Source organism: Halorubrum aquaticum (genome assembly GCF_900113615.1).
GTDB classification, from domain to species: Archaea; Halobacteriota; Halobacteria; order Halobacteriales; family Haloferacaceae; genus Halorubrum; species Halorubrum aquaticum.
Genome location: NZ_FOPZ01000002.1, coordinates 226,516 through 251,989 on the forward strand (window position 1 = coordinate 226,516; position 25,474 = coordinate 251,989).

Annotated in this window: 24 protein-coding genes; 13 read left to right on the forward strand and 11 right to left on the reverse strand. The window is 69.4% G+C overall.

Annotated elements, in window-relative coordinates:
• Positions 1 to 4: 4 nt before the first annotated feature.
• Genes ligA through F3H10_RS03210 form a run of 3 tightly spaced genes read left to right on the forward strand, consistent with a single transcriptional unit; the run spans position 5 to position 3,604 of the window.
• Positions 5 to 1,930 carry an ATP-dependent DNA ligase LigA gene (gene ligA / locus F3H10_RS03200; RefSeq protein ID WP_149783394.1) on the forward strand — a complete coding sequence of 642 codons (1,926 nt, stop codon included), beginning with the start codon at positions 5 to 7 and terminating at the stop codon, positions 1,928 to 1,930.
• Positions 1,931 to 1,979: 49 nt separating this feature from the next.
• Positions 1,980 to 2,834: a hypothetical protein gene (locus F3H10_RS03205; RefSeq protein ID WP_149783395.1), complete on the forward strand. Its 855-nt coding sequence runs from the start codon at positions 1,980 to 1,982 to the stop codon at positions 2,832 to 2,834.
• A gap of 35 nt (positions 2,835 to 2,869) precedes the next feature.
• Positions 2,870 to 3,604: an MBL fold metallo-hydrolase gene (locus F3H10_RS03210; protein WP_149783396.1), complete on the forward strand. Its 735-nt coding sequence runs from the start codon at positions 2,870 to 2,872 to the stop codon at positions 3,602 to 3,604.
• 42 nt (positions 3,605 to 3,646) lie between these two features.
• Here F3H10_RS03210 and F3H10_RS03215 read toward each other — a convergent pair whose 3' ends face one another.
• Genes F3H10_RS03215 through F3H10_RS03230 form a run of 4 tightly spaced genes read right to left on the reverse strand, consistent with a single transcriptional unit; the run spans position 3,647 to position 8,535 of the window.
• Complete coding sequence (locus tag F3H10_RS03215) at positions 3,647 to 4,660, reverse strand: ABC transporter permease (RefSeq protein ID WP_149783397.1); 1,014 nt, start codon at positions 4,658 to 4,660, stop codon at positions 3,647 to 3,649.
• Complete coding sequence (locus F3H10_RS03220; protein ID WP_394349700.1) at positions 4,657 to 5,790, reverse strand: ABC transporter permease; 1,134 nt, start codon at positions 5,788 to 5,790, stop codon at positions 4,657 to 4,659. The genes F3H10_RS03215 and F3H10_RS03220 overlap by 4 nt, the downstream gene beginning before the upstream one ends.
• Positions 5,787 to 7,367: an ABC transporter ATP-binding protein gene (locus tag F3H10_RS03225; RefSeq protein WP_149783398.1), complete on the reverse strand. Its 1,581-nt coding sequence runs from the start codon at positions 7,365 to 7,367 to the stop codon at positions 5,787 to 5,789. The genes F3H10_RS03220 and F3H10_RS03225 overlap by 4 nt, the downstream gene beginning before the upstream one ends.
• A 52-nt stretch (positions 7,368 to 7,419) precedes the next feature.
• Complete coding sequence (locus F3H10_RS03230; RefSeq protein ID WP_149783399.1) at positions 7,420 to 8,535, reverse strand: BMP family lipoprotein; 1,116 nt, start codon at positions 8,533 to 8,535, stop codon at positions 7,420 to 7,422.
• 420 nt (positions 8,536 to 8,955) lie between these two features.
• On the opposite strand from F3H10_RS03230, the gene F3H10_RS03235 reads away from it, so the two are divergent.
• From F3H10_RS03235 to F3H10_RS03250, 4 genes are all read left to right on the forward strand, one after another.
• Complete coding sequence (locus F3H10_RS03235) at positions 8,956 to 9,555, forward strand: GNAT family N-acetyltransferase (RefSeq protein WP_149783400.1); 600 nt, start codon at positions 8,956 to 8,958, stop codon at positions 9,553 to 9,555.
• A gap of 73 nt (positions 9,556 to 9,628) precedes the next feature.
• Positions 9,629 to 10,030, forward strand: a complete 402-nt coding sequence (cdd, locus tag F3H10_RS03240) for a cytidine deaminase (RefSeq protein ID WP_149783401.1) — start codon at positions 9,629 to 9,631, stop codon at positions 10,028 to 10,030.
• A gap of 70 nt (positions 10,031 to 10,100) precedes the next feature.
• Positions 10,101 to 10,943, forward strand: coding sequence for a nucleoside phosphorylase (locus tag F3H10_RS03245; protein ID WP_149783402.1), 843 nt, complete (start codon positions 10,101 to 10,103; stop codon positions 10,941 to 10,943).
• A gap of 126 nt (positions 10,944 to 11,069) precedes the next feature.
• Positions 11,070 to 12,251 (forward strand): NAD(P)/FAD-dependent oxidoreductase, encoded by a 1,182-nt coding sequence (locus F3H10_RS03250; protein WP_149783403.1) that lies wholly within the window; start codon positions 11,070 to 11,072, stop codon positions 12,249 to 12,251.
• A gap of 662 nt (positions 12,252 to 12,913) precedes the next feature.
• On the opposite strand, the gene F3H10_RS03255 is transcribed toward F3H10_RS03250, so the two are convergent.
• Positions 12,914 to 13,447, reverse strand: a complete 534-nt coding sequence (locus F3H10_RS03255; RefSeq protein ID WP_142987723.1) for an Rrf2 family transcriptional regulator — start codon at positions 13,445 to 13,447, stop codon at positions 12,914 to 12,916.
• A gap of 95 nt (positions 13,448 to 13,542) precedes the next feature.
• A complete protein-coding gene (locus F3H10_RS03260) occupies positions 13,543 to 13,809 on the reverse strand; it encodes a hypothetical protein (RefSeq protein ID WP_149783404.1) in 267 nt (88 codons plus the stop codon).
• Between the two features lie 92 nt (positions 13,810 to 13,901).
• On the opposite strand from F3H10_RS03260, the gene rocF reads away from it, so the two are divergent.
• The gene (rocF, locus tag F3H10_RS03265; protein WP_149783405.1) at positions 13,902 to 14,807 is read left to right on the forward strand and encodes an arginase; all 906 of its coding nucleotides are present in this window, start codon (positions 13,902 to 13,904) and stop codon (positions 14,805 to 14,807) included.
• Positions 14,808 to 14,890: 83 nt separating this feature from the next.
• Positions 14,891 to 15,976: a sensor histidine kinase gene (locus F3H10_RS03270; protein ID WP_149783406.1), complete on the forward strand. Its 1,086-nt coding sequence runs from the start codon at positions 14,891 to 14,893 to the stop codon at positions 15,974 to 15,976.
• Positions 15,977 to 16,000: 24 nt separating this feature from the next.
• Here the strand turns inward: F3H10_RS03270 and aroA are convergent, their stop codons facing one another.
• Positions 16,001 to 17,338, reverse strand: coding sequence for a 3-phosphoshikimate 1-carboxyvinyltransferase (gene aroA, locus F3H10_RS03275; protein ID WP_149783407.1), 1,338 nt, complete (start codon positions 17,336 to 17,338; stop codon positions 16,001 to 16,003).
• Positions 17,339 to 17,463: 125 nt separating this feature from the next.
• Between aroA and F3H10_RS03280 the strand changes: the two genes are divergently transcribed.
• Positions 17,464 to 18,585 (forward strand): metal-dependent hydrolase, encoded by a 1,122-nt coding sequence (locus tag F3H10_RS03280; protein WP_149783408.1) that lies wholly within the window; start codon positions 17,464 to 17,466, stop codon positions 18,583 to 18,585.
• A gap of 62 nt (positions 18,586 to 18,647) precedes the next feature.
• Here F3H10_RS03280 and trmB read toward each other — a convergent pair whose 3' ends face one another.
• Positions 18,648 to 19,700 (reverse strand): HTH-type sugar sensing transcriptional regulator TrmB, encoded by a 1,053-nt coding sequence (gene trmB, locus F3H10_RS03285; RefSeq protein WP_149783409.1) that lies wholly within the window; start codon positions 19,698 to 19,700, stop codon positions 18,648 to 18,650.
• Between the two features lie 98 nt (positions 19,701 to 19,798).
• Complete coding sequence (locus F3H10_RS03290) at positions 19,799 to 20,572, reverse strand: proteasome assembly chaperone family protein (RefSeq protein ID WP_149783410.1); 774 nt, start codon at positions 20,570 to 20,572, stop codon at positions 19,799 to 19,801.
• Positions 20,573 to 20,696: 124 nt separating this feature from the next.
• Between F3H10_RS03290 and F3H10_RS03295 the strand changes: the two genes are divergently transcribed.
• From F3H10_RS03295 to F3H10_RS03305, 3 genes are all read left to right on the forward strand, one after another.
• Positions 20,697 to 21,470 (forward strand): hypothetical protein, encoded by a 774-nt coding sequence (locus F3H10_RS03295; RefSeq protein ID WP_149783411.1) that lies wholly within the window; start codon positions 20,697 to 20,699, stop codon positions 21,468 to 21,470.
• Positions 21,471 to 21,527: 57 nt separating this feature from the next.
• Complete coding sequence (locus F3H10_RS03300) at positions 21,528 to 22,535, forward strand: mechanosensitive ion channel family protein (RefSeq protein ID WP_149783412.1); 1,008 nt, start codon at positions 21,528 to 21,530, stop codon at positions 22,533 to 22,535.
• A gap of 67 nt (positions 22,536 to 22,602) precedes the next feature.
• A complete protein-coding gene (locus F3H10_RS03305) occupies positions 22,603 to 24,168 on the forward strand; it encodes an MATE family efflux transporter (RefSeq protein ID WP_223174178.1) in 1,566 nt (521 codons plus the stop codon).
• A 29-nt stretch (positions 24,169 to 24,197) separates the two neighbouring features.
• On the opposite strand, the gene F3H10_RS03310 is transcribed toward F3H10_RS03305, so the two are convergent.
• Positions 24,198 to 24,425: a DUF7385 family protein gene (locus F3H10_RS03310; RefSeq protein WP_149783414.1), complete on the reverse strand. Its 228-nt coding sequence runs from the start codon at positions 24,423 to 24,425 to the stop codon at positions 24,198 to 24,200.
• Positions 24,426 to 24,579: 154 nt separating this feature from the next.
• On the reverse strand, positions 24,580 to 25,389 hold the full coding sequence (locus F3H10_RS03315) for a DUF7117 family protein (RefSeq protein ID WP_149783415.1): 810 nt from the start codon (positions 25,387 to 25,389) through the stop codon (positions 24,580 to 24,582).
• Positions 25,390 to 25,474 lie beyond the last annotated feature (85 nt).

A 25,474-nucleotide genomic window follows, 5' to 3' on the forward strand; every position in this document is an offset into this window, starting at 1 on the left:
GGACATGGAGTTCGCCGCGTTCGCCGAGCGGGTGGAGGAACTGGAGGCCGAGCCGGCCGACCTCGAGACGACCGCGATCGTCGCGGGCCTTCTCGTCGACGCCGGCGACGACCTCGGGACGGTGACCCGGTTCCTGCTCGGTCGGACGTACCCCGCACACGACGACCGAACCCTCGATATCGGTCCCGCGTCGTGTCGCGAGGCCATCGCCCGCGCCGCCGGTCCGAACGTCACCGCCGACGACGTGGAGGAGCGGCTCGCGGCGCGCGGGGAGATCGGCGCGGTCGCCGCCGGGTTCGACTTCGGCGGACAGCGGGGGCTCTCGGCGTTCGGCGACGGCAGGAGTTCGCTCACCGTCGCCGAAGTCGACGGGACGCTCCGGGAGCTCGCAGCCGCGACGGGGGAGGGGAGCGAGTCGCGGAAGGTCGACGCCCTCTTCGGGCTGTTCAACCGGTGTGACCCCGCGGAGGCGAGGACGCTCGCACGCCTCGTGCTCGGCGAGATGCGGATCGGCGTCGGCGAGGGGACCGTCCGGGACGCGGTCGCCGAGGCGTTCCTCGTGGAGACCGACGACGAGGAGGATGACACGGCGAACGCGACCGACGGCGAAGGGGACGATGACCCGGCGAACGCGACCGACGGCGAAGGGGACGATGACCCGGCGACCGAGACCGACGATGAGGACGGCGAGGACGGTGATGCCGCGAACCGGGCGACCGACGAGGCGTACGCGGCCGTCGAGCGCGCGCTCCAGGTGACCAACGATTACGGGCACGTCGCGCGTCTCGCCCGCGAGGAGGGTATCGAGGGACTGAACGGGGAACGGATCCGGGTCGGCAGGCCGGTCCAGGCGATGCTGGCGCAGGCGGGGACCGCCGCGGACGCCGTCGACTCGTTCGGCGAGGTCGCCGTCGAGACGAAGTTCGACGGGGCCCGCGTCCAGATCCACTACGCGCCGGGGCCCGACGGGTTCGGGCCGCGGCTCTACTCGCGGAACATGGACGACGTGACCGACGCGCTGCCGGAGATCGTCGAGTACGTCGCGGACCGGGTCGAGGTCCCGGTCGTCCTCGACGGGGAGGTCGTCGCGGTCGACGACGACGGCTCGCCGCTGCCGTTTCAGGAGGTGCTTCGCCGGTTCCGCCGGAAACACGACGTGGACCGGATGCGCGAGGCGGTGACCTGTCGGCTCCACGCGTTCGACTGCCTGCTCGCGGGCGGTTCCGACGCCAAGAGCGACGACGGTTCCGGAGGCGACGCCGCCGGTGACGACCGGATCGACCTCCTCGAGGAACCCCTCCGCGTCCGCCACGACCGGCTCGTGGACGTCCTGCCCGACGCGGCCGCGGAGCTCCGGATCGTCGACGACGCGGAGGCGGTCGCGAGGATCGAGTCCGCGGCGCTCGAGGCGGGCCACGAGGGCGTCATGTTGAAGAACCCGGCGTCGGCGTACACGCCGGGGAACCGCGGGCGCGACTGGCTGAAACGGAAGCCCGACGTGGAGACGCTCGACGCGGTCGTGGTCGGGGCGGAGTGGGGCGAGGGCCGTCGCGCGGAGCTGTTCGGGACGTTCCTGCTCGCGGTCCGCGACGGCGACGACTACGAACCCATCGGGAAGGTCGCGACGGGACTGACCGACGAGGAGCTCGAAGGACTCACGGAGCGGCTGGAGCCGCACGTCGTCGCCGAGTCCGGGACGGAGCTACGGATCCGCCCGGAGGTCGTCCTGGAGGTCGGCTACGAGGAGATCCAGACGTCCCCGACGTACGGCTCCGGCTACGCCCTCCGATTCCCCCGGTTCGTCGGCGTCCGGGAGGACAAGTCCGCCGAGGCGGCCGACACCCTCGAACGGGTCGCGAGGCTCGCCGACGGCGAGGCCCGGGCGGCCGACGGTGACGACGCCGACTCGGCCGACGCCGGCCCGAGTTGAGCGCGACGCACGCGAAAGCCGCTTCCGGGTCGGGCCCGTACCGACGCCCATGCCCGACCCCCTCGGCGACGCGGCGCGCCGGCGACTCACGGAGGCGGCGACGAACCGGCTCGCGGCGCGCGGGTACGACGTCTCCCGACCGGAGACCCGAGCGGAGCCGCCGGCGCTCGCCGTACGGGGCGAGGAGGCGCTCGGGATCGAGCCGCTCACCGAGGCGGACGCGACGCCGACCACGGTCGTCTCCCGTCTCGGTCACGCGCTCGACCGCGACCGACGAGCGCTGTTCGTCGTCGCCGACGCCGCCGTCGCGGACGCGGTTCGGTCGTTCCTCACCGACCCGCCGCTCCTCGTCGCCGAGTCCGACGGTCGCCGGACGTTCCACGCGGGTCCCGACAGGATCCCCGTCGACACCGGCGGGATCCCGGGGGCCGCCGGCGGGTACGCCTGCGTTCGAGTCGACGACCTCGCCGGTCGGGAGTCGGGGATCGACGCGGATCCCGCGTTCCGCTGGCGGGAGACGGACACCCCGGTCGGCCCGGTCCCGTCCGTAGCCGGGGTCGACTCGGCCGCGATCGACCCGGACGGACGACCTGCCGTCCCTCGACTGATCTGCGAGGTCGACGACCGTCCCGTCGCCGTGCTCGGCGGTACGGAGAGCCTTCGGACGCCGCCATCCGAGGCGTTCCCGTACGTCTACCGGCGCGATCCGGCGGACAAGCGGTTCCGCGTCCGTCGCGGCGACGACGGGACGGTCGTCGAGACCGTGAGCGGCTTCGCGCCGATGCGTGCCGCGGGATACGTCCCCGTTCCGATGCCGCTCGTTCCCGAACACGTCGTCGGGCCGGACGTCGACGTCGACGAGGCGTGGGACCTCGTCGTCGGGGAGCGTATCGGAGGCGGATAGTCACCCTCAAGGGTCGAGCGCCCGGATCGCGGGGCATGACCGTCAGGTACGACGACCTCTCCGTGGAGTGGCTCGGATACGCGACCGCCCGCGTCTCCGCCGACGACGGGCCGGTGGTGTATACGGACCCCGGTCGATACGGCGTTCTCGACGACTACTGGGCTCGTGACGGCGACGTGGTCGTCGTCACCCACGACCACCACTACGATCCGGCGGGGATACGCTCGGTCGCCGACGCGGACGCGACGCTCGTGATCTACGACGCCGTCGATCCGGAGCGGATCGGTCGCGACGTGGAGTCGATCGAGGCGCTCTCCGCCGACTACGACGTGGTTCGCGTCGACGACGAGGCCCGCATCGACGTCGAGACCGACGACGGAACCGTCACCGTCTGGACGGTCGCCGCGCACAACGAGCCGAACGGTCCCTGTGCGAGCGACGACGGGACGGTCCCGCACCCGGAGGGGTTCGGCTGTGGCTTCCTGTTCTCGGTCGGAGACCGGACCGTGCTTTGGCCCGGCGACGGCGACGCGCTCGACGGACTCGCCGAACTCGACGTGGGCGTCCTCCTCGCGAACATCGGCGGCGGCGGGATCGTCTCCGACCGTCACGCCGCCGCCGACCTCGCGGAACGCATGGCTCCCGAGCTAGTCGTCCCGATCCACTACGACACCTTCGACGACCTGGAGGCGGACGGAGAGGCGTTCGCCGGCGACGTCGCGTCCCGGTCGATCCCGGTCGCGCTCGACGAGCGCTCCACGAACGGGTGAGGGAGCCTCGAGACGCACGACGGGTGGGGGTGACCCCGGAACCTACTCCTCGGTCTCGTAGGGCTCGCCGACGACCGCCGGGATCCGGGTCTTCCCGTAGGCCGTGAGGACCACGAGCACCGCGACGTACGGCAGCAGGTTGACCAGCCGGGCCGAGACCTCGATCCCGACCGTCTGGAACTGGACGTTCAGCATGTCCAGCGCGCCGAACAGCAGCGCGGCCGCCGCGGCACCGACCGGGTTGTAGTTGCCGAACAGGTACGCCACGATGGCGATCCAGCCGCGACCGTCGACCATCGTCGAACCGGTTCCCACGAAGTTCCCGGCGTGAGCGAGCAGCACGGCACCGCCGAGTCCCGCCATCGCGCCGGAGAAGACCACCGTCGCGTAGCGGACGCGATTCACGTCGACGCCGGCGGTGTCGAGCGCCTCCGGGTTCTCCCCGGCGGCCTGTATCCAGTAGCCGTACCGGGTGCGGTAGAGGAACACCCAGGCGACGCCGACGAGGACGATCGTGAGGAACACGAGCGGCGACTGCCCGAGCGCCAGCTCGTTGATGTTCGTGAGCCCCGGGCTCGACCGGCTCCCCCAGATGAGCGCCGCCGCGAACGGGGCGAACCCGAGGCCGACGAACCAGACCGCCAGCCCGGCGACGATCTGGTCGGCCTTGTACCGGATCAACAGGACGGCGAAGATCACGGTCAGGAGCGTCGTGACGGCGACCGCGACGAGGATCGCGGCCCAGACGTGTCCCTGCGTCGGCGAGGTCCCGCCGAGCGCGAACATCGTGCCGGCCGTGGTGAACGCGCCGATGATCATGAACCCCTCGAGGCCGATGTTGAACACGCCGCTCTTCTCGGCGTACAGCCCGCCGATCGCCGCGAGCGCGATCGGGGTCGCCATCTCAAGCGATCGAGTGACGAATCCCCAGGTGATCAGCCGGGAGAGGTCGACGTCGAACCCGAGAGCGAGGACCGCGGCGAGCGCCGCGAGGACGACGAGCGTGATCCCGCCGAGCCGGAGCCGAGCGGCGTCGAGGTACTCGGAGCCGCTCATTCGGCGTCACCTCCGAGTCCCGTGCGCGCAGCGATCATCCGGAACAGCTCCGGAGCCGCGACGAAGAGGACCACGAGTCCCACGATCCCGTCGATCAGCTGGACGGGAATGTCGCTGTTGATCTGAACGTGTGAGCCCGCCGATTCGAGTCCGCCGAAGAGCAGCCCGGCCGGGAGCACGCCCACCGGGTTGTTGGCCGCGAGCAGGCTCACGGCGATCGCGTCGAACCCGTAGTTGCCGATCCCGGAGGGGTCGGTGTAGTATCCCTGGATCATGATAACGAAGAGCGCGCCCGTCAGCCCGGCGACCATCCCGGAGAGCGCCATCGTCGAGATGACCATCCGCTTCGCGTCGACGCCCGAGTACGTCGCCGCGGTGTCCTGATACCCGCTCGTCACCATGTCGTACCCGAATCGGGTTCGCGTCATGATTACCGCGATGAGCGCGACCACGCCGAGCATGAGGAGGATCCCGACGATCGACAGGTTGGGATCGCCGAAGACGACCTGGGGAAGCCCCACGCTCTCGGGGAGCCGCCGGGTCCGCGTCGCCGTCGCCTCCGGAGCCCCGAACGGACCCGCGACGAGCCAGCCGACGAACCCGGTGGCGATGAAGTTCAACATGATCGTCGTGATGATCTCGTTCGCGTCCCCGTACGCCTTCATCACGCCGGGAAGCGCGCCGTAGAGGCCGCCGGCGACGACGCCGACGGCGGTCCCGAAGAGCATCAGGACGATCCCGCCGACCGCTCCGGAGGGCACGAACGCGCCGAGCCAGACGATCGAGACGACGGTGGAGAACCCGCCGACGACGAACTGTCCTTGAACCCCGATGTTGAACACGCCGGCGCGGAACGCGACCGCGACCGCGACGCCGGTCATGACGAAGATCGTCGTGCTCCGGAGCGTCCGGGCGATCGCCCGCTCGCTCCCGAACGCCCCGACGAGCAGTTGATTGGCGAACCGGATCGAGTCGTAGCCGGCGGCCGCCGCGATGACGAGCCCGATGAGGAGCGCCAGCGCCGTCGACGCGATCCCGATCCCGATCCGTTCGAGCACCGACGCGTCGAGCAGACGGGCCGCGAGCGCGCCGAGCGCGCCGCCGTCCGATCCGGTCTCGGAACCGCTCACGACGAGACACCTCCGTCGGCGTCGGCGGACTCCGATCCGTCACCCGATCCCTCCGCCAGCGTCCGGCCGGCCATCAGGAGTCCGAGTTCGGACTCGGTGACTGCCTCGGGGTCGACGACGTCGATGAACTTGCCCTCGTACATCACCGCGATGCGGTCGGAGAGCTTCTGGATCTCCTCGAGCTTCGAGGAGACCATCAGGACTCCGACCCCTTCGTCCCGGAGTTCCATCAACCGCTTGTGGATGAACTCGATCGACCCGATGTCGACGCCGCGGGTCGGGTGCGACGCGACGAGGACCTCCGGGTCGTGGCCGATCTCCCGCCCGACGATGAACTTCTGTTGGTTGCCGCCCGAGAGCGACTCCGCGTCCGTCTCCGGGTTCGGCGGCTGGACGTCGTACTCCTCGATGACGTCTGCGGCGTGGTCGTTCACCGCCTCCCAGTTCAGGATCCCGTTCTCGGCGTACGGTTCTATCGTCTGGTTGCCGAGGAGGGCGTTCCGCTGGAGCGTGTACTCCTGGACGAGCCCTTCGGTCTGTCGGTCCTCGGGGATGTAGGCGATCCCGTCCTCGATCCGGTCGCGGCGGCTCCGGTCGGCGATGTCGGTCCCGTTCAGCCGGACGGTGCCGGCGGACGGCCGACGCAGCCCGGTGACGCCCTCGATGAGTTCGCTCTGTCCGTTGCCCTGGACGCCCGCGATGCCGAGTATCTCGCCCTCGTGAACGGTGAGGTCGACTCCCTCAACCTGTTCGCGGCCGCGGTCGCCCGGCACGCGGAGCCCCTCGACTTCGAGGACGGGACCGCCGGTTCCGGGTTCCCGCTCGAGGCGATCGAAGAGGACCTCGCGGCCGACCATCATCCGGGCGAGGTCCTGTTCGGTCGTCTCCGCGGCGGGGACCGTGCCGACGGCCTTCCCGTCCCGAAGGACGGTGATGTCGTCCGCGATCTCGAGGGCCTCGTCCAGCTTGTGGGAGATGAAGATCAGCGATCGACCGTCCGCACGGAGGTCGTTCATCACCTCCATCAGACCGTCGACCTCCTGGGGGGTGAGCACCGCCGTGGGCTCGTCGAGGACGAGTATCTCCGCACCCCGGTAGAGGCTCTTGACGATCTCCACGCGCTGTTGTGCGCCGAGGTCGAGGTCCTCGATGGCCGTGTCGAGGTGTCGGTCGATGTCGAACCCGTATCGCTCGCAGATCTCCTCGATGTCGGCTCTGGCGCTCGCCTCGTCGACGGTTCCGCCCTCCGTCGGCTCGTGACCCAGGATGACGTTCTGGAGGACCGTCATCGGCTTCACCAGCTGGAAGTGCTGGTGGATCATGCCGATCCCGGCGTCCATCGCGTCCCGTGGCGACTCGAAGGTCCGCTCCTCGCCGTCGACGTGGATCGTTCCGCTGTTCTGGTCGTACAGGCCGTACAGGACGCTCATCAGCGTCGTCTTGCCCGATCCGTTCTCGCCGAGGAGGGCGTGGATCGACCCGTTCTCGAGCGTGAAGTCGACCTCGTCGTTGGCGACCACGTCGCCGAACCGCTTCGTTATCCCCTCGAGACGGACCGCGGGTGCGTTACGCGTCATCGTGTTCTCATGGTGAATGATTATAAATTGGGACAGGACCGCGAGGAACCGTTCAGCAGCTGGTCGGGCCGCAGGTCAGCTCGATCTCGTCGTTCTCGAAGCCGTCCTTCGCGTCCTGGATGTTCTGGTTCAGCGCGTCGGGGAGTTCACCCTCGAAGGCCTGCCCGACGACGAAGTCGATGCTGCCCTGTTCGACGGAGAGGTTCTGCTCGCCGACGTACTCGGAGAAGTTCCCGTTGACGACCGCCTCCGAGACGGTGTACGTCGCCTCGTTGAGCGCCTTGACCGCGGAACCGAGGATGACGTCCTGGTACTGTTCCTCGGTGACGGACTGGTCGACGTCGACGCCGAGCGCGAAGCGTCCCGCCTCCTGGGCCGCCGAGAAGGCACCGCCGCCCGCCGCGGACGCGGCGTGCCAGACGATGTCGGCGCCGTCGTCGATCTGCGAGGACGCGACGTCGTTGGCCGCGCCCGTGTCCGAGAAGCTCCCGCCGTAGCCGGTGAGGACCTCGATGCCGTCGTCGACCCATTCGACGCCCTCGATGTAGGACTGCTCGAACGCGTTGATGAGCGGGATGTCCTCGCCGCCGACGAAGCCGACCGTCGACCCGTCGGGGTCGGTGGAGCTGCCCTCGTACTCGAAGTCCTCCTGGGTCATCACGCCCGCGGCGACGCCCGCGAGGAACGACATCTCGTTGTTCATCTCGATCCAGCCCGAGACGTTGTCGGCGTCCTCGACGACGTTGTTGATGAGCATCCAGTTCTGGTCGGGATACTCCCCGGCGTTCGTCGTCAGCGGGTCGGTGTGGTTGTCGCCGACGCAGATGATGAGGTCGTAGCCGCTCTCGGCCACGTCGGCCTGGACGGACTCGTACTGTGCTTCCTCGGTCTCCTCGACCGTCGTGTACTCGAGGTCGAGGTCCTCGGACGCCTGCTCGAGTCCCTGAACCGCGTTGTCGTTGAACGCGTTGTCGTCGAACCCGGCCGGGCTCGAGATGATCGCGACCTGCGTGGTCGACCCGCCGTCGCCGCCGTCGTCGCTTCCGCCGCCTCCGCCGCCGAGACATCCGGCGAAGACCGTTCCCGTCGCGAGCGCGCCGCCGGACGCGAGGAGCATCCGACGATTCACTTCCGCCGACTCGTCGACTTTCGTCCGTCTATCTGTCATGGATGTATCCAGTAGTCTCGCATCCTCCATTATAAATTTACTTATTAATGAGTTGCTGTCTCGGCCGAAACCGGGCGATACTGGATGAAATGTCTTTGATATCGTTCATCACTCTTTCATATCAGACGAATTCTCCCGTAATTTCATTTGAAATCCGTCGAGTGCCGATCTCGTATCGATCGATGTAAACATATTTTATCTTATGAATGTTCGGACGGATCCGTGTCATCAGGGACCCCGTTCGCCTCGCTTCGTTTCTTTACTGACGGCGGATCACGCCGAATTCCGACCGCCAGATCGGCGCCCTTTCGCCGTTCATATAATAATTAGTACCTATCTCGCGGTCGAATCCGTTCGCGAGGGCGGCCGCTCCACCGCGACCGGCGAACCGTTTTTATCCTCGGCCTCGTAGGACGGCGTATGTACGTCCGCGACGCCAAGAACCGTGACGAGGCGTGGTTACTGGACGCGATCGAGCGGCTGGGGCTCGACGACGTCGCCTTCCGGTCACGGGACTACGTGATCGCGGTCGACGAGGAGACCGGCGATCGGGCCGGATTCGGGCGGCTTCGGCTCCACCGGGGCGACGACGCGGAACGGATCGAACTCACCGGGATCGGCGTCCTTCCGGAGTGGCGGGGCCGGGGCGTCGGGGCACACGTCGTCGAGCGGCTCGTCGACACCGCGGCCGCCGAGGGGTTCGAGACGGTGTACGTGCTCACCGACCAGCCCGAGTACCTGACGCAGTTCGGCTTCGAGGAGGTCGACACCGACGACCTCCCGGCGGCGCTGTCCGACCGGCTCGAGGAGAAGCGCGAGTTCCTCGGCGGCGGCGTGGTCGGCCTCCACGCCGACGTCGACGACTTCGAGATGCCGGAGCGGCTGCGGGAGGTCTTCAAGAACGCCGACGCCGGCGGCGGGCCTGCGGACGAACCCGACGCCGATGAGTCGACCGAATCCGCCGAGGACTTCGGGATCGACCCGGAGTCGGCCACCTACAAGTACGACACCGGCCGGTGATCGGCTCGGACCGTCCCCGACCGCTTCGAACCGCGACCCGGCCGCTTATCGGTCCGCCGGTCGAGTGAGGGGCATGGACCTCATCGAGGCCGCCCGCGACGCGCTCGACGACGCCCACGTTCCGTACTCCGAGTACCGCGTCGGCGCCGCGCTCCGAACCGCCGACGGCACGGTTTACACCGGCTGTAACATCGAGAACGCCAACTACTCCAACAGCCTCCACGCCGAGGAGGTCGCGCTCGCCGAGGCGGTGAAGAACGGCCACCGCGAGTTCGATCGGCTCGCCGTCTCCTCCGGCGTGCGCGACGGCGTCACGCCCTGTGGGATGTGCCGACAGAGCCTCGCCGAGTTCGCGAGCGACGACCTCCCCGTCGTCTGTGACGAGGGCGACGACGGGACGAGCGAGTACACCCTCGGCGAACTGCTCCCGAACACGATCAGCGAGGGAACGCTCGACGACGCGCGGACGCCGTGAACGCGGAGCCGTCAGCCGCTCTCGGACCGAGGCGGAACTACTTTTAAACGCCTCGTCGAAGGTCGGGGACATGACCGACGAGCGTGACGCGGAAGCCGCCGGCGACAGCGAGGATCCGAACGACGAGGTCCAGTACCACCTCGAGGTCGGCGCGGGCGACGTCGCCGACGCCGTGCTGCTCCCCGGAAACCCCGAGCGGGTCGACAAGATCACCTCCCTGTGGGACGACCACGAGGAGGTCGCCTCCCACCGCGAGTACCGCACCGCGACCGGGACCTACGACGGGGCGCCGATCTCCGTCACCTCCACCGGCATCGGGTCCCCTTCCGCGGCCATCGCCGTCGAGGAACTGACGCGCGTCGGCGTCGACACGTTCGTCCGGGTCGGCTCCTGCGGCGCCATCCAGCCGGGCATGGACGTCGGCGACCTGGTGATCACGACCGGCGCGGTCCGCCAGGAGGGGACGAGCGACGAGTACGTCCGCGAGGACTACCCGGCGACCGCGGACGGCGAGGTCGTCTCCGCGCTCGTCGCCGCCGCCGAACGGCTCGGCTACGACTACCACGCCGGGATCACGATGAGTGCCGACTCGTTTTACGCCGGACAGGGCCGTCCGGGGTTCGAGGGGTTCGAGGCGGCCGGCTCCGACGAACTGGTCGCGGCGCTCCGGGACGCGAACGTGAAGAACATCGAGATGGAGGCGTCGGCGATCCTCACGATCGCGAACGTGTACGGCCTGCGCGCGGGCGCGGTCTGTTCGGTGTACGCGAACCGCGTCACCGGCGAGTTCCGGACCGAGGGCGAGTCGCGGGCAGCCGAGACCGCGAGCCTCGCCGTGAAGCTGCTCGCGCGCATGGACGAGATCAAACGGGAGGCCGGCGTCGATCGCTGGCACGCCGGGCTCTCGATCTGAGCGGGCGGCGGAGCGGACGCGTCGACGATCCCGCGGCGGCTCCACGCGAGAGCGGCTCCAAACGTGTCGGCTCCGTGTGAGTGCGGTTCCAAAGCGTCTTTACCCGCGGACCGCGGATCGGCACCCATGACAACTCAGGTCGTCGTCGTCGGCTCCGGCTACGCCGGTGCCGGGGCAGTGAAGGCGTTCGAAGACGAGGTCGGCGAGGGCGAGGCGGAGCTCACCTGGATCTCGGAACACGACTACCACCTCGTGTTACACGAGGTCCACCGCGCGATCCGGAACCCCGCCGTCGAGGACAGCATCACCATCCCCGTCGGCGAGATCATGTCCGAGGACGGCGAGTTCCTCAAGGATCGCGTCGTCGACGTCGACACCGACGAGCAGGTGGTCGAGACCGACGGCGAGGAGACCGTCGAGTACGACTACCTGCTTCTGGCGATCGGCTCCACGACCGCCTTCTTCGGCATCGACGGCCTGAAGGAACACGCCCATCAGCTCAAGAGCCTCGACGACGCTCGGGCGATCCACGAGGACGTCCGCGAGGCGGCCGGGAACGCGACCCGGTCGGAGCCCGCCACCGTCATCGTCGGCGGCGCGGGCCTCTCGGGGATCCAGACCGCCGGCGAGATCGCGGAGTACCGCGACAAGCACCGCGCCCCCATAGACGTCAAGCTCGTCGAGGGGCTCGACGAGGTCTTCCCCGGCAACGACCCGCAGGTCCAGGGCGCGCTCCGCCAGCGGCTCGAGGACGCCGACGTGGAGATCCTCACCGGCGACTTCATCTCGAAGGCCGACGAGGACGCGGTGTACCTCGGCGGCGGCGACGACGAGGAGCCCGAGGAACTGGCCTACGACGTGTTGATCTGGACCGGCGGGATCACCGGCCAGGAGGAGCTCGACGCGGTCGAGATCGAGAAGGACGACCGCTCGAACCGCGTGTTCGCGGAGTCCGACTTCACCACGAGCGACGACCGCGTGTTCGCCATCGGCGACACCGCCCTGATCGACCAGGGCGGCGACGACGTCGCGCCGCCGACCGCGCAGGCCGCCTGGCAGGCCGCGGAGATCGCCGGCGAGAACCTCGCTCGGGCCGCCCGCGGCGCGCCGCTCCAGTCGTGGCAACACGAGGACAAGGGGACCGTGGTCTCCGTCGGTGAGGAGGCGGTCGCTCACGACGTGGTCGGGATGCCGATCAAGACGTTCGGCGGCACCCCGGCGAAGCTCCTGAAGAAGGCGATCGCCTCGCGCTGGATCGCGAAGGTCTCCTCGACCGGACGCGGCGTGAGCGCGTTCGGCGACATGTAAGACCACCTTTTTCTCGTCGGGTTCCCGGCGCTCACTGCGTTCACTTCGAGAACCCCTCCTCGAAAAACCTGGAGGGAAAAAGCCGACTCCGCCGTCTTCGACGGCTCCGTCGGTGAACCGCTCGCTTCGCTCGTGGATGCTCACTACAGTCGAAGTAATGACCGATTCGGTGGCGCGCCTCCGAGTGCCCCGGAGGGGCGCGAGGAGCCCGCGAGGGATGCGGTGAGCACTCGGAGAGTGCGAACCGCGAGGCTGGGGAGGCGTGAGGTGCGGTGCGGTCGTGGTACGGGGAGGGATTCAAAGGGGCAGTCGTGAGGACGCCGCACGCGACGTAAGGACCGCAGGGAGCGAACACAGTGAGCGACCGAGGACCACAGCGAGCGTGCGGCGTCCTCACGACTGGGGCTTTGGCGGTGTTCACCGCGCCAGCAACGATCCCATTCCTATCAGCCCGGTCCCCATCGAAACAACCGTCCTACAAGCACTATTCAGCGACCGGCAGTTTCACTCGATGCCGCGTCTGAAAACGGGACCCCGCAGGAACCAGATCCTCGATCCTCCACTCATCGACGCCGAGCCGCGTCGCTCTCGGATAGCGAGCACGAAAACGAATTCACGACCATCCGTGTCGGTCGCACCCCTCAGTGGCTCCTCCCGCTGTGTCAGTGCGCGGCTTCTCCCGCGGGCGCGTGCATGTCGTCGATCCGGAGGATGAGGACGTTCGCGGTGTCGTCTTTCCCGTCGACGGTGCCGTCGATGAGCAGCTTCGAGAGGGGCGTGGGACCGACCGTCACGGAGTCGCCCTCGTGGAAGTCACGTACCGACCCCTGGACGTGGATCTCCGCTCGGCAGAGTTCGGGGTGGTGGACGCTCGAGAGGTCGATGCCGTCGACGTTCACGCCCTCGACGGTCTCGCCCTCGTGTTTGATCGGGACGTGTGCGGGCTCGTCCATCCGCTGGATGTCGAGCGCCTCGTAGGCGTTCGACGTGGGCTTGTACCCGCCCTTCGGGCCGGGAACGCCCTCGACGAGCTGGAGCGCCTTCAGGCTCTGCATCTGGTTCCGGATGGTCCCCGGGTTCCGGTCGACCTCCTCGGCGATCGCTTCCCCCTTGACGGCGTCCTCCTCCTCACCGTAGAGGTTGATGAGCGCCGAGAGGATGCTTTTCTGGCTCGACGTGAGTTCGATCGATGACATGGATCCGAGTACATGGCGGCCCCGCATAAAGGCGATGGAAGTCACTTATAAACGGATCGACCGTGGCGGACCACGACCCTCGCGTTCGCCGTCGTTCACCGGTAGAGCTGCCGGTACCGCAGATACGCCGCGGGACTCGCGAGCACGACGAGGAGCCCGACCCCGGCGAGAACGAGTCCGACGTCGCCGAGGAGAACCAACAGTCCGAACCCGACGAATGCGATCACCGACCCCGTGAACGCGACGGCGATCATCGCTCCGGCCGGGCCGATCTCCTCCGGATCGACCGGCCCCGGCTCGCGGCCGCCTCCGTCGGCGTCGTTCCCGTCCGCGTCGTTCTCCCCCGCGTCGTTTCCTCCCATGTGCGTTCGTTCGGCGTCGACGACGAAACCGTGACGGATCCGGCGCTTCGCGAACCCACACCTTTCAAGCGGTGGGGAGTCCCCCTACCGGTATGACGAGAGTCAGAATCATCGGCGCGCCGACCGACTACGGAGCCAACCGACGCGGGGTCGACATGGGCCCGTCGGCGATCCGCTACGGCGGGTTGGCCGACGAGCTGGCGAACGCGGGGGTCGACGTCGTCGACGCGGGGGACCTTCCCGTCCCCCGCGCCGAGGAGCGGGACCCGGACACCGACGCGCCGGCGGAGGGCGACGCGAAGTTCCTCCACGAGGTCGCCGACGTCTGCCGGCGGCTCGCCGACGAGGTGGACGGGACCCTCGCGGAGGGGGCGGTCCCGCTGGCGCTCGGCGGCGACCACTCGATCGCGATCGGGTCGCTCGTGGGCGCCGCCCGCAACGCCGACGTCGGCGCGGTGTGGTTCGACGCCCACGCCGACCTCAACACCCCCTCGACGACGCCCTCGGGCAACGTCCACGGGATGCCGCTCGCGGCGGCGCTCGGGATCGGCGAGTTCGCGGACACCGAGTGGGCGAACGCGTCGGGACTCGACCCGGAGAACGTCGCGCTCGTCGGGCTTCGGTCGGTCGACGGCGCCGAGGTCGAGCTGTTGCGCGAACACGGATTCACCGCCTACACGATGTCGGACATCGACGAGCGGGGGATCACGGACGTGACCGAGGACGCGCTCGCGGCCGCCTCGGCGGGCGTCGACGGCGTCCACGTCAGCCTCGACCTCGACTGGCTCGACCCCAAGGAGGCGCCGGGCGTAGGGACGCCGGTTCGCGGCGGGGTCACCTACCGCGAGGCCCACAGCGCGATGGAGATCGTCGACGACGCGGACTGTCTCCGGTCGATGGAGCTCGTCGAGGTGAACCCGACGCTCGACCAGCACAACGAGACGGCGGAGCTCGCGACGGAACTGGCCGCCAGCGCCTTCGGCAAGCGCGTGATCTAGGCGACGGCCCCGCGGATCGTTTCGAGGTTCCGAAACGATCCGATCCATCACGATTATGTGTGTGACTCGGTGACAGGGAGACCATGGACACGAGCCGTCTCACCGGGGCGCTCGTCATCAGCTTCACCGGCGTGGGGCTGGCGGCGATCGCGGTCCGCGGGTTCACGACCGGCACGACAGGGGTCGTCGACGCGGTCGTCACGGGCGTGACGCTCCTCTTCGGCGTCGCCTTCACGCTCACCGGACCGATCGGGTACCGCGCCGACGTCGAGTCGCGACACCTGCTCCGGATCGCCGGGTGGAACGCGCTCGGCGTCGTCGCGACGAGTGCCGTTCTGGTGTTGGTGTACTCCTTCCAGGTCGCGGGCGGCGGGAACGTGGTGGAGCCGCTCGTCTCCGGGGCCATCGTCGTGGCCGTCAGCGCGTTCGCGCACGTCCTGATCGGCTTCAACGACGTGCGGCGGATCCGCGCCCGGCGACTCGTGAAACAGCGCCAGAAGGCGGCCGTGATGAACCGGTTCGTTCGTCACGACCTGCGACACGCCGCCCAGCTCCTGATCGGCTACGGCGAACAGCTCTCGGCGGACGGCGGAGACGAGGCGGGCGACGAACGTGGACCGGACCACGGACTCGACCTCGGTCGGCGGATCACGGAGATCGGATCGGACCTCGGGAACACGCAGTCGCAGATCCGCGTCTTCGACGACCTCCTCGAGGGCGAGAACGACCGGCGACCGGTCGACCTCGCGACGGTCGTCGACGACGAGCGCGCCGAGTGGGAGGAGGAGTACCCCGACGGAACCCTCGAGACGGACATCGATCCGACCTGTACCGCGAGGGCGGGTGAGCACCTCGACACGGCCCTCGGTGAACTGATCGACAACGCCTTCCGGTACGGCGGGGACCCGCCGAGCGTCACCCTCCGCGGAACCCGGACCGACGGCGCGGTTCGAGTGGAGATCCTCGACGACGGCGACGGGTTCCCCGACGACGAGATGGCGCTCATCAACGAGGACCGGACGGAGACGCAGCTCCAACACAGCAGCGGGCTCGGGCTGTGGCTCGCCAAGTGGGTGATCGAACACTACGACGGGAGCCTCTCGATCGGGGACCGGTCCGACGGGAAGGGCGGCGTCGTCACGGTGCGGTTGCCCGCGGCCGACGGGTAGGCGGTCGTTCGGGTCCCGATCAGGTCACTCCGTTCGGTCGACCGTCGCGCCGAGGTCCGCCATCGTCTCGAAGAAGGTCGGGAACGAGACGTCCACGTGTTCGCCCCCGCGGATCGTCGTCGTCCCCTCGGCGGCGAGCGCGGCGACCGCGAGCGCCATCACGATCCGGTGGTCCGCCCGGCCGTCGACGGTCGCGCCGCGGAGGTCGCTCTCCGAGCCGTGGACCGTGAGGACGTCGGGCTCCTCGGTGGTCTCCGCGCCGAGCCGCTCCAGCTCCTCGGCCATCGCGGCCACCCGGTCGGTCTCCTTGTAGCGGACGTGCTCGCAGTTGGTGATCCGCGTGTCGCCGTCAGCGACCGCCCCGAGCGTCGCGATCGTCGGGAGCAGGTCCGGCGTGTCGCCGACGTCGACCTCGACGCCCGAGAGCGTGGAGCGCTTGACCGTGATGACGCCCGCCTCGCGGTCCCAGTCGATCGCCGCGCCCATCCGGTCCGCGACATCGACGATGGCGGCGTCCCCCTGCGCGCTCGGTCGCGCCCCCTCGATCCGGACGGCGCCGTCGGGATCGGCCGCGACCGCCCCCGCGGCGACGAGGTACGAGATCGACGAGAAGTCCCCCGGAACCGCGTACCGGCCGTCCTCGGGGGCGTAGGTCTGTCCGCCGGGGACGACGAAGCCCTCGGCGCCGTCGGCGGTCTCGCTGCCGACGGGTTCGGCGTCGATCCCGAAGTCGGCCAGCAGTTCGAGCGTGATGTCGACGTAGGGGGCGGACTTGAGTTCCGTCGTCAGCGACACCTCGATCCCGTCGCCGGTGACCGCGCCGGCCATCAGCAGGGCGGTGACGTACTGCGAGGAGACGTCGCCGGGGATCGCCACCTCGCCGCCCGAGAGCGGCCCGAAGACGACGAGAGGGGCCTGCCCGTTGCCGCGGGTCGATTCGGCGCGAACGCCGAGATCGTCGAGCGCCTCGAGCAGCGGCCCCTGCGGGCGCGATCTGAGCGACGAGTCGCCGGTGAGGACGGTGCCACCGTCGGCGAGCGCGGCGGTCCCGGTCACGAGGCGGGTCGTCGTCCCCGAGTTCCCGCAGTCGATGACGTCGTCTGGGACCGCGGGCCGGCCGTCGAAGCCGTCGACGTCGAGCGCGTCCTGGTCGGACTCCCACTCGTCGGGTACGGGCTCGACGGAGCCGCCGAAGGCGGTCACGGCGCGGGCGGTCGCGCGCGTGTCCGCGGAGACGAGCGGGGAGGCCACCGTCGCGCCGGCGCTGTACCCCGCCGCGAGCAGCGCCCGGTGGGTGTAGCTCTTCGAGGGCGGTGCGCGGGCCGTTCCTCCGACCGCGGATCGAGTGACGTGAACGTCCATACCGTCCCCTGTCGCGCGCGTCGGTAAGTGGGTACCGGATGAGACACGCTCGCACGACGGCGTGTGGATGGGTCACACCGAACCTGCGAGCCGTTTATCTCCCTCGCGGTCGTATTCCCGCCGACGTGTTCATCGGCCACGCGCTGCTCGCGTTCGCCCTCGCGACCCTCCTCGCGGACCGGCTGGGCTGGTCGGCCGATCGCGCGCTGGCGCTCGGGGCGGTCGCGGGGGCGTTCGCGGCCCTCCCCGACGTCGACATGGCGTACGCGGCGGTCGCGATCGACCTCGGGAGCCTCACCGCGGCCTCGCTGACCCGACCGAGCACCCTCTGGGACGCCACCCGCGAGGTCCACCGCGCGCTGACCCACTCGCTCGTCGTCTCGCTTCTCGCGGGCGGCGCGTTCGGCCTCTGGGCGGTCGTGTGGGACCGTCGACCCTCGATCCGAGCGGTCGGCTCCGTCCTCTCGATCGCCGCTCTGGCCGCGCTCGTCGGGGTCGGTTCGGCACAGAACGGCACGCTCGGACTGGTCGTCCTCGGGGCGTTCGCGGTCGGCGGGCTCGCGCTCGCGACGCTCGGTCGGCTCCGGACCGACCTCTCCGGACGGGCCGTCGCGGTCGCGGCCGTCTTCGGACTGCTCTCGCATCCGTGGGGCGATCTGGTCACCGGCGAACCCCCGAAACTGTTCTATCCGTTCGGCGCTCGTCTCCTCGACGGACGGGTGCTGCTCCACGGCGACCCGACGGTCCACCTCCTCGGCGCGTTCGCGCTCGAGCTGGCCGTCATCTGGCTCGCGGCGGTCGCGGTCGCGACCGTGACCGACCGGTCGTGGCGGGACGCGATCGACCCGCGCGCCGCCGCCGGGCTGGCCTACGGCGTCGCCGCCGTCCTCATGGCGCCGCCGACGCTCGAGGTGTCGTATCACTTCGTGTTCTCGATCCTCGCCGTCGGCGTCGTCTGCGGCGGGTTGTCCGTCGCGCCCGGTCCGGCGGGACTGCGAACGTGGATGCCCGGGACGACGGAGTGGCGAACGTGGGTGCCGGAGACGGCGGGATCGCGAACGCTCGCTTCCGGCCTCTCGGCTCCGAGTCTGGACGGATTACGCCGCCGGGTCGCCGTCCCGCCGTCGGCGCTCGCGGTCACGTTCACCGCGCTCGCCGGGATCACGGCCGCGCTGGTCGGCTACGCGGCGGTGTACGTCGCGGCCGAGCTCCTCCCGGCAGCGATCGGCGGCGTCCTTCCGGCGTGAAACCGGGGTCCGACGCGCGGTTCCGGACGCCGTGACCTTCCGTGCGTTCGAGACGGGACCGATCAGATCTCGGGCGGCTCCTCGCGACCGATGACGATCACCTGTCCCTCCACGTCCTCCAGCGCGGCGACGCGGCCGCCGATCTCGACCGGACCGTCGTCGGTCTCGACGACGAGCGAGGCGACCTCTTCGGTGTCCTCGAACGCGACGTCGACCACCCGCCCGCGGACCGTGACCGACCTGCCCGTCTCGATGTCGCGACCCTCGACCGTCGCGTAGAAGTCGTCGCCGTCGAACTCGCGGACGTCCTTGACCGCCCGACGGATCGAGGCGTACCGGCGCGGGAAGGGTCGGGCCTTCCCGTTCGAGGCGAGGGTCTCCGCGGTCGTCCACAGGACCGTCCCGAAGAACCCGGAGACGAGGAAGCCGAGCGCGGAGCGGTTGAAGATGACGCCGTACCGCTCGCGGTCGTCGCGCAGGGCGTCCTGGGTCGCGTACACGGAGTACTCCCCGTCGCCGACCGCGAGGACCGGCGTGGTGATCCCCCGTCGCGAGCGTGCGATGGTCGCGACCTCGAGGTAGTCGAACTCCTCGGGGTCGGGCGCACGGGAGGCCGGCGTCACGAGGAGTTCGACGCTGACGCCGTTTTCGACCTTCCGTTTCAGCTCCTCGCGGAACCGGCGGAGGAGGTCGGGGGTGAGCGAGACGGCGAGTTCGTACTCCGCGCCGTGTATCACCTCCTCGAGATAGCGCAGGATCGTCGAGCGGGACTTCACGAGCGACACCGCCTCGGTCTCGCGGGTCGGCGCGGTGTATCGGGCCTCGAGCTCGTCGACCATCTCCGTGAACGACGAACGGAGCTCGTCGAACGCGTCGTCCGGATCGACCGCCACGATCTTCATCGGACGCGACTCGCGGAGCTCGACGAGCCCGCGGTCGGCGAGGCTCCGTACCGTGTCGTACACCCGCGGCTGCGGGATGTCGGTCCGGTCGGCGATGTCGCTCGCCGTCAACTCGCCGTGTTCCAACACCGCGAGGTACGCGTCGATCTCGTACTCTCCCAGGTTGAACCGGTCCCCGACGTGATCGAGCGTCGCCCGGAGATCGTCTGCCATGTCCGGTCCGACGGTCGCATCCGGTATAGCTTTTTACTATGAGATGAGTTGTACCCGATTCTAGAGGCGGATACGTCGGCGACGACGCGTGGGACGGGTTACATGTACATCCGGTCGTAGGTACCCTCCGGCTCGCGCTCCTCGATCCGCTCGGCGAGGTCCTCGTAGTGGCGACGGATCTCGGCCGCGAACGTCTCGAGAGGACCGGCGTCGACGTCGAGGTCGTAGAGGTCGGTCACCGTCTCGACGAGCCTGACTGCCGCCTCCACGTCGGGTGCCTGCGCGTGGACCGGCGTGACGAACAGGCCGACCCCGAGCGGGGACTCCATGCCGCGCTCGAGCAGCGCGGCGTTCACGCCGTCGAGGAATCCGGACTCCATCGGCGGGACGTCCGCGTCCGTGAGCCGCGTCTCGCGGTAGTCGTCCGTCGCGACGTAGAACGTCCGGTGGGCGTCGGGACCGTGCGGGATCGGCACCCCCGAGAGGACGGCGACCTCGTCGACGTCGTTCGCGGCCGTCCACTCGAGGACCGACGTCGCGAGCGACTCGCCGAGGACCGAGGGGACGAACTGCTCGGAGACGAGGACCGTCACGTCCACGTCGTCCGCGGAGTACAGTCGGGTCGGGTGGCGCGGCCGACCCTTCTGAAACGGCGTGATCGAGGGGAGTCCCTCGGCAGTGACGTGGCCCCGAACCTCCAATTCGAGGCGTTCGATCAGGTAGTCGACGGCGGTGAGCCCCGCGAGACCGTACGCCGAGAAGCCCGCGATGAGCGTCTCGCTGGGCGTCGACTCGTGGGTGACGTTGAAGGTCGGACGACGGTCGGGGGGACGACGGGTCCCGTCGTTCGGTCGATCGGCGGCGTCAGGCATGGGTGAGTCGGAGTTCGACCGGCTACGTGTTAGTACTACCCACCGTGGCCCTCCCGCGAGTTCGATCGTCGAAGGGGCAGGTCCCCACAAAGCACTTGCAACCGAGGCGAGAACGCTCCCGCCGATGGACCGTCGCCGAGTAGCCCTCCTGCTCGTCGTCGTCGGACTGTTGTGCCTCCCGGCACCGCAGTACCTCGGCCTGGCGGCGGAGGCCACGTCATCGCCGGCACGGACGTCCCAGGTATACGCGGCCGAGCCGGTCGATCTCGAGGACGAATCCGACCGGGAGCGGTTCGTCGACCGGTACGGCGACGAAGTCGCGATCGGCGACTATCGGCTCGCCGCGCGCCACGCGGACGAGTACCGGTCGGTCAACGCCACCCGCCGCGCGCTGGAGTCGGCGATGGCGACCGGTTCGGCGACGGTGTCGGACGCAGGTGCCCGCGCGGACCTCCGGGCGATCGCCGACGAGTACGCGTTCCTCCACGACACCGACGACGGCACCGAGGGGTACTACCGATTGCGCGTCGCCGAGGACGGATCGAGCGTTCGCGCCGAACCCGTCTCGCTCGCTCCCGTGGCCGACGCCGTCGCCGAGGAAGCACCCCGATACGAGGACCTCTCCGACGGCGAGCGCCGGACCGTGGACGGCGTGTTGAACGGCTCCACGGAGGCGGACCCGGGCCATCGGCCGAGGGCGGACGCCCCCTACGTCGACCGGTTCCCGACCCCGATCTGGAAGGGTGACACGCTCTACGGCGTGTACGTCACCGGTCACGTCGACGACTTCGGTCCCGGATTCTCCGGCTTCGTCGTCGGTCTGGGCGTCGCGGCGGCCGGAGTCGTCGCGCTGTGTCTCGGGATCGGACTGTACGTCTACGATCGCCGGATCGGTTGACGCCGTCGTCGGGGGCCGGGAGGAAACGCTTTTTCGGATGGACGACGCGGTTGAGGTATGGCACAACCGGCGGGAGCCGCCCCGATCGTCGAGTGGTCCTCGTGGCTCGCCGCGATCCCCGGGGTCCGGCTGCTCGTCGTCGTCCTCTCGGTCGCCGCGGGCGCGCTGTTGGCACGGGTCATCGTCCGAGTCATCGGCCGCCCGGTCGCCCGGCGGTTCTCGCGTCAGAGCGTCGCACAGACCGTCGTCCGCGGCGTTCGCGTCGGCACCATCACGGCCTCGTTCCTCACCGGGCTCTGGGTCGTCGGGTTCCAGTTCACCGACCTCCTGATCGGGACCGCCGTCCTCTCCGCCGTGGTCGGTATCATCCTCGCGCCGCTGGTCGGGAACTTCATCAATGGCGTGTTCATCCTCGCGGACCAGCCGTTCGAGATCGGCGACATGGTCGAGTTGGACGACGGGACCCAGGGGTTCATCGAGGACATCACCATCCGCTACACGAAGATCTTCACGCTCGACAACACCTTCCTCGTCGTCCCGAACGGGACCATGCGCGAGCGTGACGTGATCAACTACTCCGCGGAGGACGAGCGGACCCGCCGCAGCATCGACGTGCTCGTCACCTACGAGTGCGACGTGACGGAGGCTCGCCGGCTCATCGAACGCGCCGCCCGGGACTGCGAGGCGGTCATCGACGGCGGTCCGGACATCCGGATCGGGGTGGCCCGGTACACCGCGAGCCCGGACTGTCGGATCCACGAGTTCGGCGACGACGGGGTGCTGTTGCGGCTCCGCTACTGGGTGAAAAAGCCCTACAAGCTCGGAAAGGTCCAGTCGGACGTGAACATCCGGATCCGCGAGCGGCTCGCGGACACGGGCATCGAGATGGCGTACCCCCACCGCCACCTCGTCTTCGACGACACCTCGGGCGTCGCCGAGGTCGGCGTCCGCGAGGGAGCCTCCGAGCCCGATACGACGGCCGACGTCCGGGTCGAAACCGGGTCGGACCCGGACTCCGGCTCGGAGTCGAACGCCGGTCCGATGGAAGGAGAGGAACGCCCGTGAGACGGCCTGAAAGGGTCGAAGTTCTCCGATCGGAAGTCTGATACGTCGACTCCCCGGTTATTCCATAGTGACTGACGAGCCCTCCAACCCGCCCGGAGACGTCCCTGACGACGACGGGTCGTCCGCGGACTCCATCACCGAGGGAAGCCTCCTCCGGCCGCTGTTCCGGCTCGCCTGGCCCATAGTCGTCATCCAGCTGCTCCAGGTGACGTACAACGTCGTCGACACGCTGTACCTCGGCCGGCTCTCGGCGGAGGCCGTCGGCGCGATCAGCCTCGCGTTCCCGTTGATCTTCCTGCTCATCGCGGTCGCCGGCGGGTTCACCACCGCGGGCGCGATCCTCGTCGCGCAGTACACGGGAGCGAAGGGCGACGACTCGGCGGGGCTCGTCGCCGGACAGACGATGTTCACGGTGGCGGTCCTGTCGGTGTTCATCGGGATCGGCGGCTACTTCTACACTCGCCCGGCCCTGGAGTTGCTGCCGAGCGACGCCGAGACCGCGGCGACCGTGATCCCGCTCGCGGCCGACTACATGGAGATCATCTTCCTCGGGATCCCGCTGATGTTCGGCTTCTTCGTCTTCTCGGCGCTGATGCGGGGGTACGGCGACACCCGGACTCCGATGGCGGTGATGTTCGTCTCGGTGCTCTTGAACGTCCTCCTCGACCCGTTCCTGATCTTCGGGTTCGCCGACAACCCGCTGTTCGGCTGGCTCGCGTCGCTGCCGGGGGTCGCGGCGCTCGATCCGGTCGGACTCGACCCGGTCGCGATCGAGGCGTCGCTGTTCGCGGCGACCGGCTTCACCGGGTACGGGATCGAGGGGGCCGCGCTGGCGACGATCCTCGCTCGGGGAGTCGCCACGGGGATCGGGATCTGGGCGATGTTCGCGACCGACCTCGGCCCCGCCGTGGGGATCGCTGACCTCCGGCCGGACCTCGGGTTCATCGAGGAGATATTCCGGCTGGGACTCCCCTCCAGCGTCGAGCAGACGACGAGCGCGATGGCGATGATCACGCTCACCGCGATGGTGGTCACCTTCTCGCCGCCCGTCGTCGCCGCCTACGGGCTCGGGAACCGGCTCATCTCGCTGGTGTTCCTCCCGGCGATGGGACTCGGCCGCGCCATCGACACGATGGTCGGACAGAACCTCGGTGCGGACCGCGCGGACCGCGCGAGCCGGGCCGTTCGCGTCGCCGCGACGACCGGGGCCGGCGTGATGTTCCTCGTCGCCGTGCTCGCGGTGGCGTTCACCGAGCCGATAGTCTCCGTCTTCCTCGGCGACGTGCCCGACGCGCCCGAGACGGTCTCGTACGCCGTCGAGTACGTCAGGATCCGGTCGGTGGAGTTCGCCTTCATCGGCGTCTCACAGGTGATCCTCGGGGCGTTCCGCGGCGCCGGGAACACCAAGACCGCGATGGTGATATCGATCCTCACGCTCTGGGTCGGTCGGGTCGCCAGCGTGGGGTACCTCGTGTTCGTCGCGGGGTGGGGCGAGACCGGCATCTGGGTCGGGATGGCGCTCGGAAACGTCCTCGGCGCGATCGTCGGGCTCGCGTGGTTCTCACGCGGCACGTGGGCGAACCGCTACATCGAGGAGCCCGCACCCGAGATCGATCCCGTCGGCGAGGACTGATCGGACCTGTGTCGGAGTGTGCCAGTGGATCAGTGCCGGAACACGTGGATCGCGTCATCCCCGCGCACGAGACAGAAGCGCGCCCCGTCGTTCTCGGGGAACCGGGTCGCGGACCGACGGGTCGTAAAGAGTCGGTCGAAGGGCTCCTCGCAGGCCGGGCACGCGATCGCCTTCCGGTTCTCCCAGAGGCTCGTGTCGCCGGTGTCCCGGAGCTGTTTCAGGGCGTGTCGGTGCTCGTGGACGTCGAAGCCGGGCATGTTCCGGGCTTCGACGCCGAGCGTTTGAACGTACGCACGTGAGTATCAGCCGTGAGAGCGAGGACGTGGAAACGACCGCCGAGGACGGTTCGATCCCGTCGATCCGCCACGGCTCGATCTCGTCGATCCGCTACGGCTCGATCCCATCGATCCGCTACGGCTCGATCTCGTCGATCCGGTCCCGAGCGCCGTCGAGGGACGCGGTCTCCCCGGACCGGACGTAGTCGCCGAGGGCGTTTGCCGCGTCGACGAGGGCGTCCGCGGATTCCGGCCCGACGTCGCCGTTGAGCGCCCCGACGCGCTTCGCTCGGTCGCGGAGGCGTTCGAGGACGTCGCGTGCCGGCGCGACGCGTTCCGCCGGGTCGCCGTCGGCGTCGGAGACCGTCACCGATCCCTCGTCGCGTTCCGATCCCCTATCGCGTTCCGATCCCTCACGCGCCAGCTCCTCGAGGAACGTCGCGAGGTCCTCGCGGTACTCGTCGACGGCGCGAACGGCGGCGGTTCCCCTCGCTTCGCGCATGGCTTCCGGAACCGCGGCCGCTGCCGGTCGGTCCCCCTCGTCGGCACCGGCGAGCAGCGCGAGGAGGTACTCCCGGTCCGCGTCGGTCGGGTCGCGGAGGCGGTCGTAGACGTCGACCGCCTCGAGCAGTTCGCGCGCCGCGAGGTACGTCGAGTCCAGCGGGCGGAGCTCTCCGCCGCGGACGAACCCTCGCCTGCGGACGTACTCCCGGAGGTCGCGTTTCAGGTCGTCGACGCCCTCCGTGGGGAGGGTCCCGCGCGCCTCGCCGAACCGCGTACGGTGGGGGCTCAACTCGAGGGAGACGGGCGCGTCGGTGTGAACCGCGCGATCGGCGGTCCCGACGCTCTTGAGGCTCCCGCAGTCGGGACACTCGACGCTTCCGGTCTCGTAGTACGACCAGCGGCTCCCGCAGTCGCGACACTCCCGTTCGCCGCGGACCTTCATTGCCTGCCGTTCGTCGCCTCCGCGGTAAAGTACTGCGGGTCGGGATCCCGGGACCCCGTCGTCGGTGTGAGAACTCGTCGTGGGT

Excerpts from the sequence above, each read along its gene's own strand:
- ligA (WP_149783394.1), top strand. The coding sequence starts at position 5 with ATGGAGTTCGCCGCGTTCGCCGAGCGGGTGGAGGAACTGGAGGCCGAG.
- F3H10_RS03205 (WP_149783395.1), top strand. The coding sequence starts at position 1,980 with ATGCCCGACCCCCTCGGCGACGCGGCGCGCCGGCGACTCACGGAGGCG.
- F3H10_RS03210 (WP_149783396.1), top strand. The coding sequence starts at position 2,870 with ATGACCGTCAGGTACGACGACCTCTCCGTGGAGTGGCTCGGATACGCG.
- F3H10_RS03215 (WP_149783397.1), bottom strand. The coding sequence starts at position 4,660 with ATGAGCGGCTCCGAGTACCTCGACGCCGCTCGGCTCCGGCTCGGCGGG.
- F3H10_RS03225 (WP_149783398.1), bottom strand. The coding sequence starts at position 7,367 with ATGACGCGTAACGCACCCGCGGTCCGTCTCGAGGGGATAACGAAGCGG.
- F3H10_RS03230 (WP_149783399.1), bottom strand. The coding sequence starts at position 8,535 with ATGACAGATAGACGGACGAAAGTCGACGAGTCGGCGGAAGTGAATCGT.
- F3H10_RS03235 (WP_149783400.1), top strand. The coding sequence starts at position 8,956 with ATGTACGTCCGCGACGCCAAGAACCGTGACGAGGCGTGGTTACTGGAC.
- cdd (WP_149783401.1), top strand. The coding sequence starts at position 9,629 with ATGGACCTCATCGAGGCCGCCCGCGACGCGCTCGACGACGCCCACGTT.
- F3H10_RS03245 (WP_149783402.1), top strand. The coding sequence starts at position 10,101 with ATGACCGACGAGCGTGACGCGGAAGCCGCCGGCGACAGCGAGGATCCG.
- F3H10_RS03250 (WP_149783403.1), top strand. The coding sequence starts at position 11,070 with ATGACAACTCAGGTCGTCGTCGTCGGCTCCGGCTACGCCGGTGCCGGG.
- F3H10_RS03255 (WP_142987723.1), bottom strand. The coding sequence starts at position 13,447 with ATGTCATCGATCGAACTCACGTCGAGCCAGAAAAGCATCCTCTCGGCG.
- F3H10_RS03260 (WP_149783404.1), bottom strand. The coding sequence starts at position 13,809 with ATGGGAGGAAACGACGCGGGGGAGAACGACGCGGACGGGAACGACGCC.
- rocF (WP_149783405.1), top strand. The coding sequence starts at position 13,902 with ATGACGAGAGTCAGAATCATCGGCGCGCCGACCGACTACGGAGCCAAC.
- F3H10_RS03270 (WP_149783406.1), top strand. The coding sequence starts at position 14,891 with ATGGACACGAGCCGTCTCACCGGGGCGCTCGTCATCAGCTTCACCGGC.
- aroA (WP_149783407.1), bottom strand. The coding sequence starts at position 17,338 with ATGGACGTTCACGTCACTCGATCCGCGGTCGGAGGAACGGCCCGCGCA.
- trmB (WP_149783409.1), bottom strand. The coding sequence starts at position 19,700 with ATGGCAGACGATCTCCGGGCGACGCTCGATCACGTCGGGGACCGGTTC.
- F3H10_RS03290 (WP_149783410.1), bottom strand. The coding sequence starts at position 20,572 with ATGCCTGACGCCGCCGATCGACCGAACGACGGGACCCGTCGTCCCCCC.
- F3H10_RS03295 (WP_149783411.1), top strand. The coding sequence starts at position 20,697 with ATGGACCGTCGCCGAGTAGCCCTCCTGCTCGTCGTCGTCGGACTGTTG.
- F3H10_RS03300 (WP_149783412.1), top strand. The coding sequence starts at position 21,528 with ATGGCACAACCGGCGGGAGCCGCCCCGATCGTCGAGTGGTCCTCGTGG.
- F3H10_RS03310 (WP_149783414.1), bottom strand. The coding sequence starts at position 24,425 with ATGCCCGGCTTCGACGTCCACGAGCACCGACACGCCCTGAAACAGCTC.
- F3H10_RS03315 (WP_149783415.1), bottom strand. The coding sequence starts at position 25,389 with ATGAAGGTCCGCGGCGAACGGGAGTGTCGCGACTGCGGGAGCCGCTGG.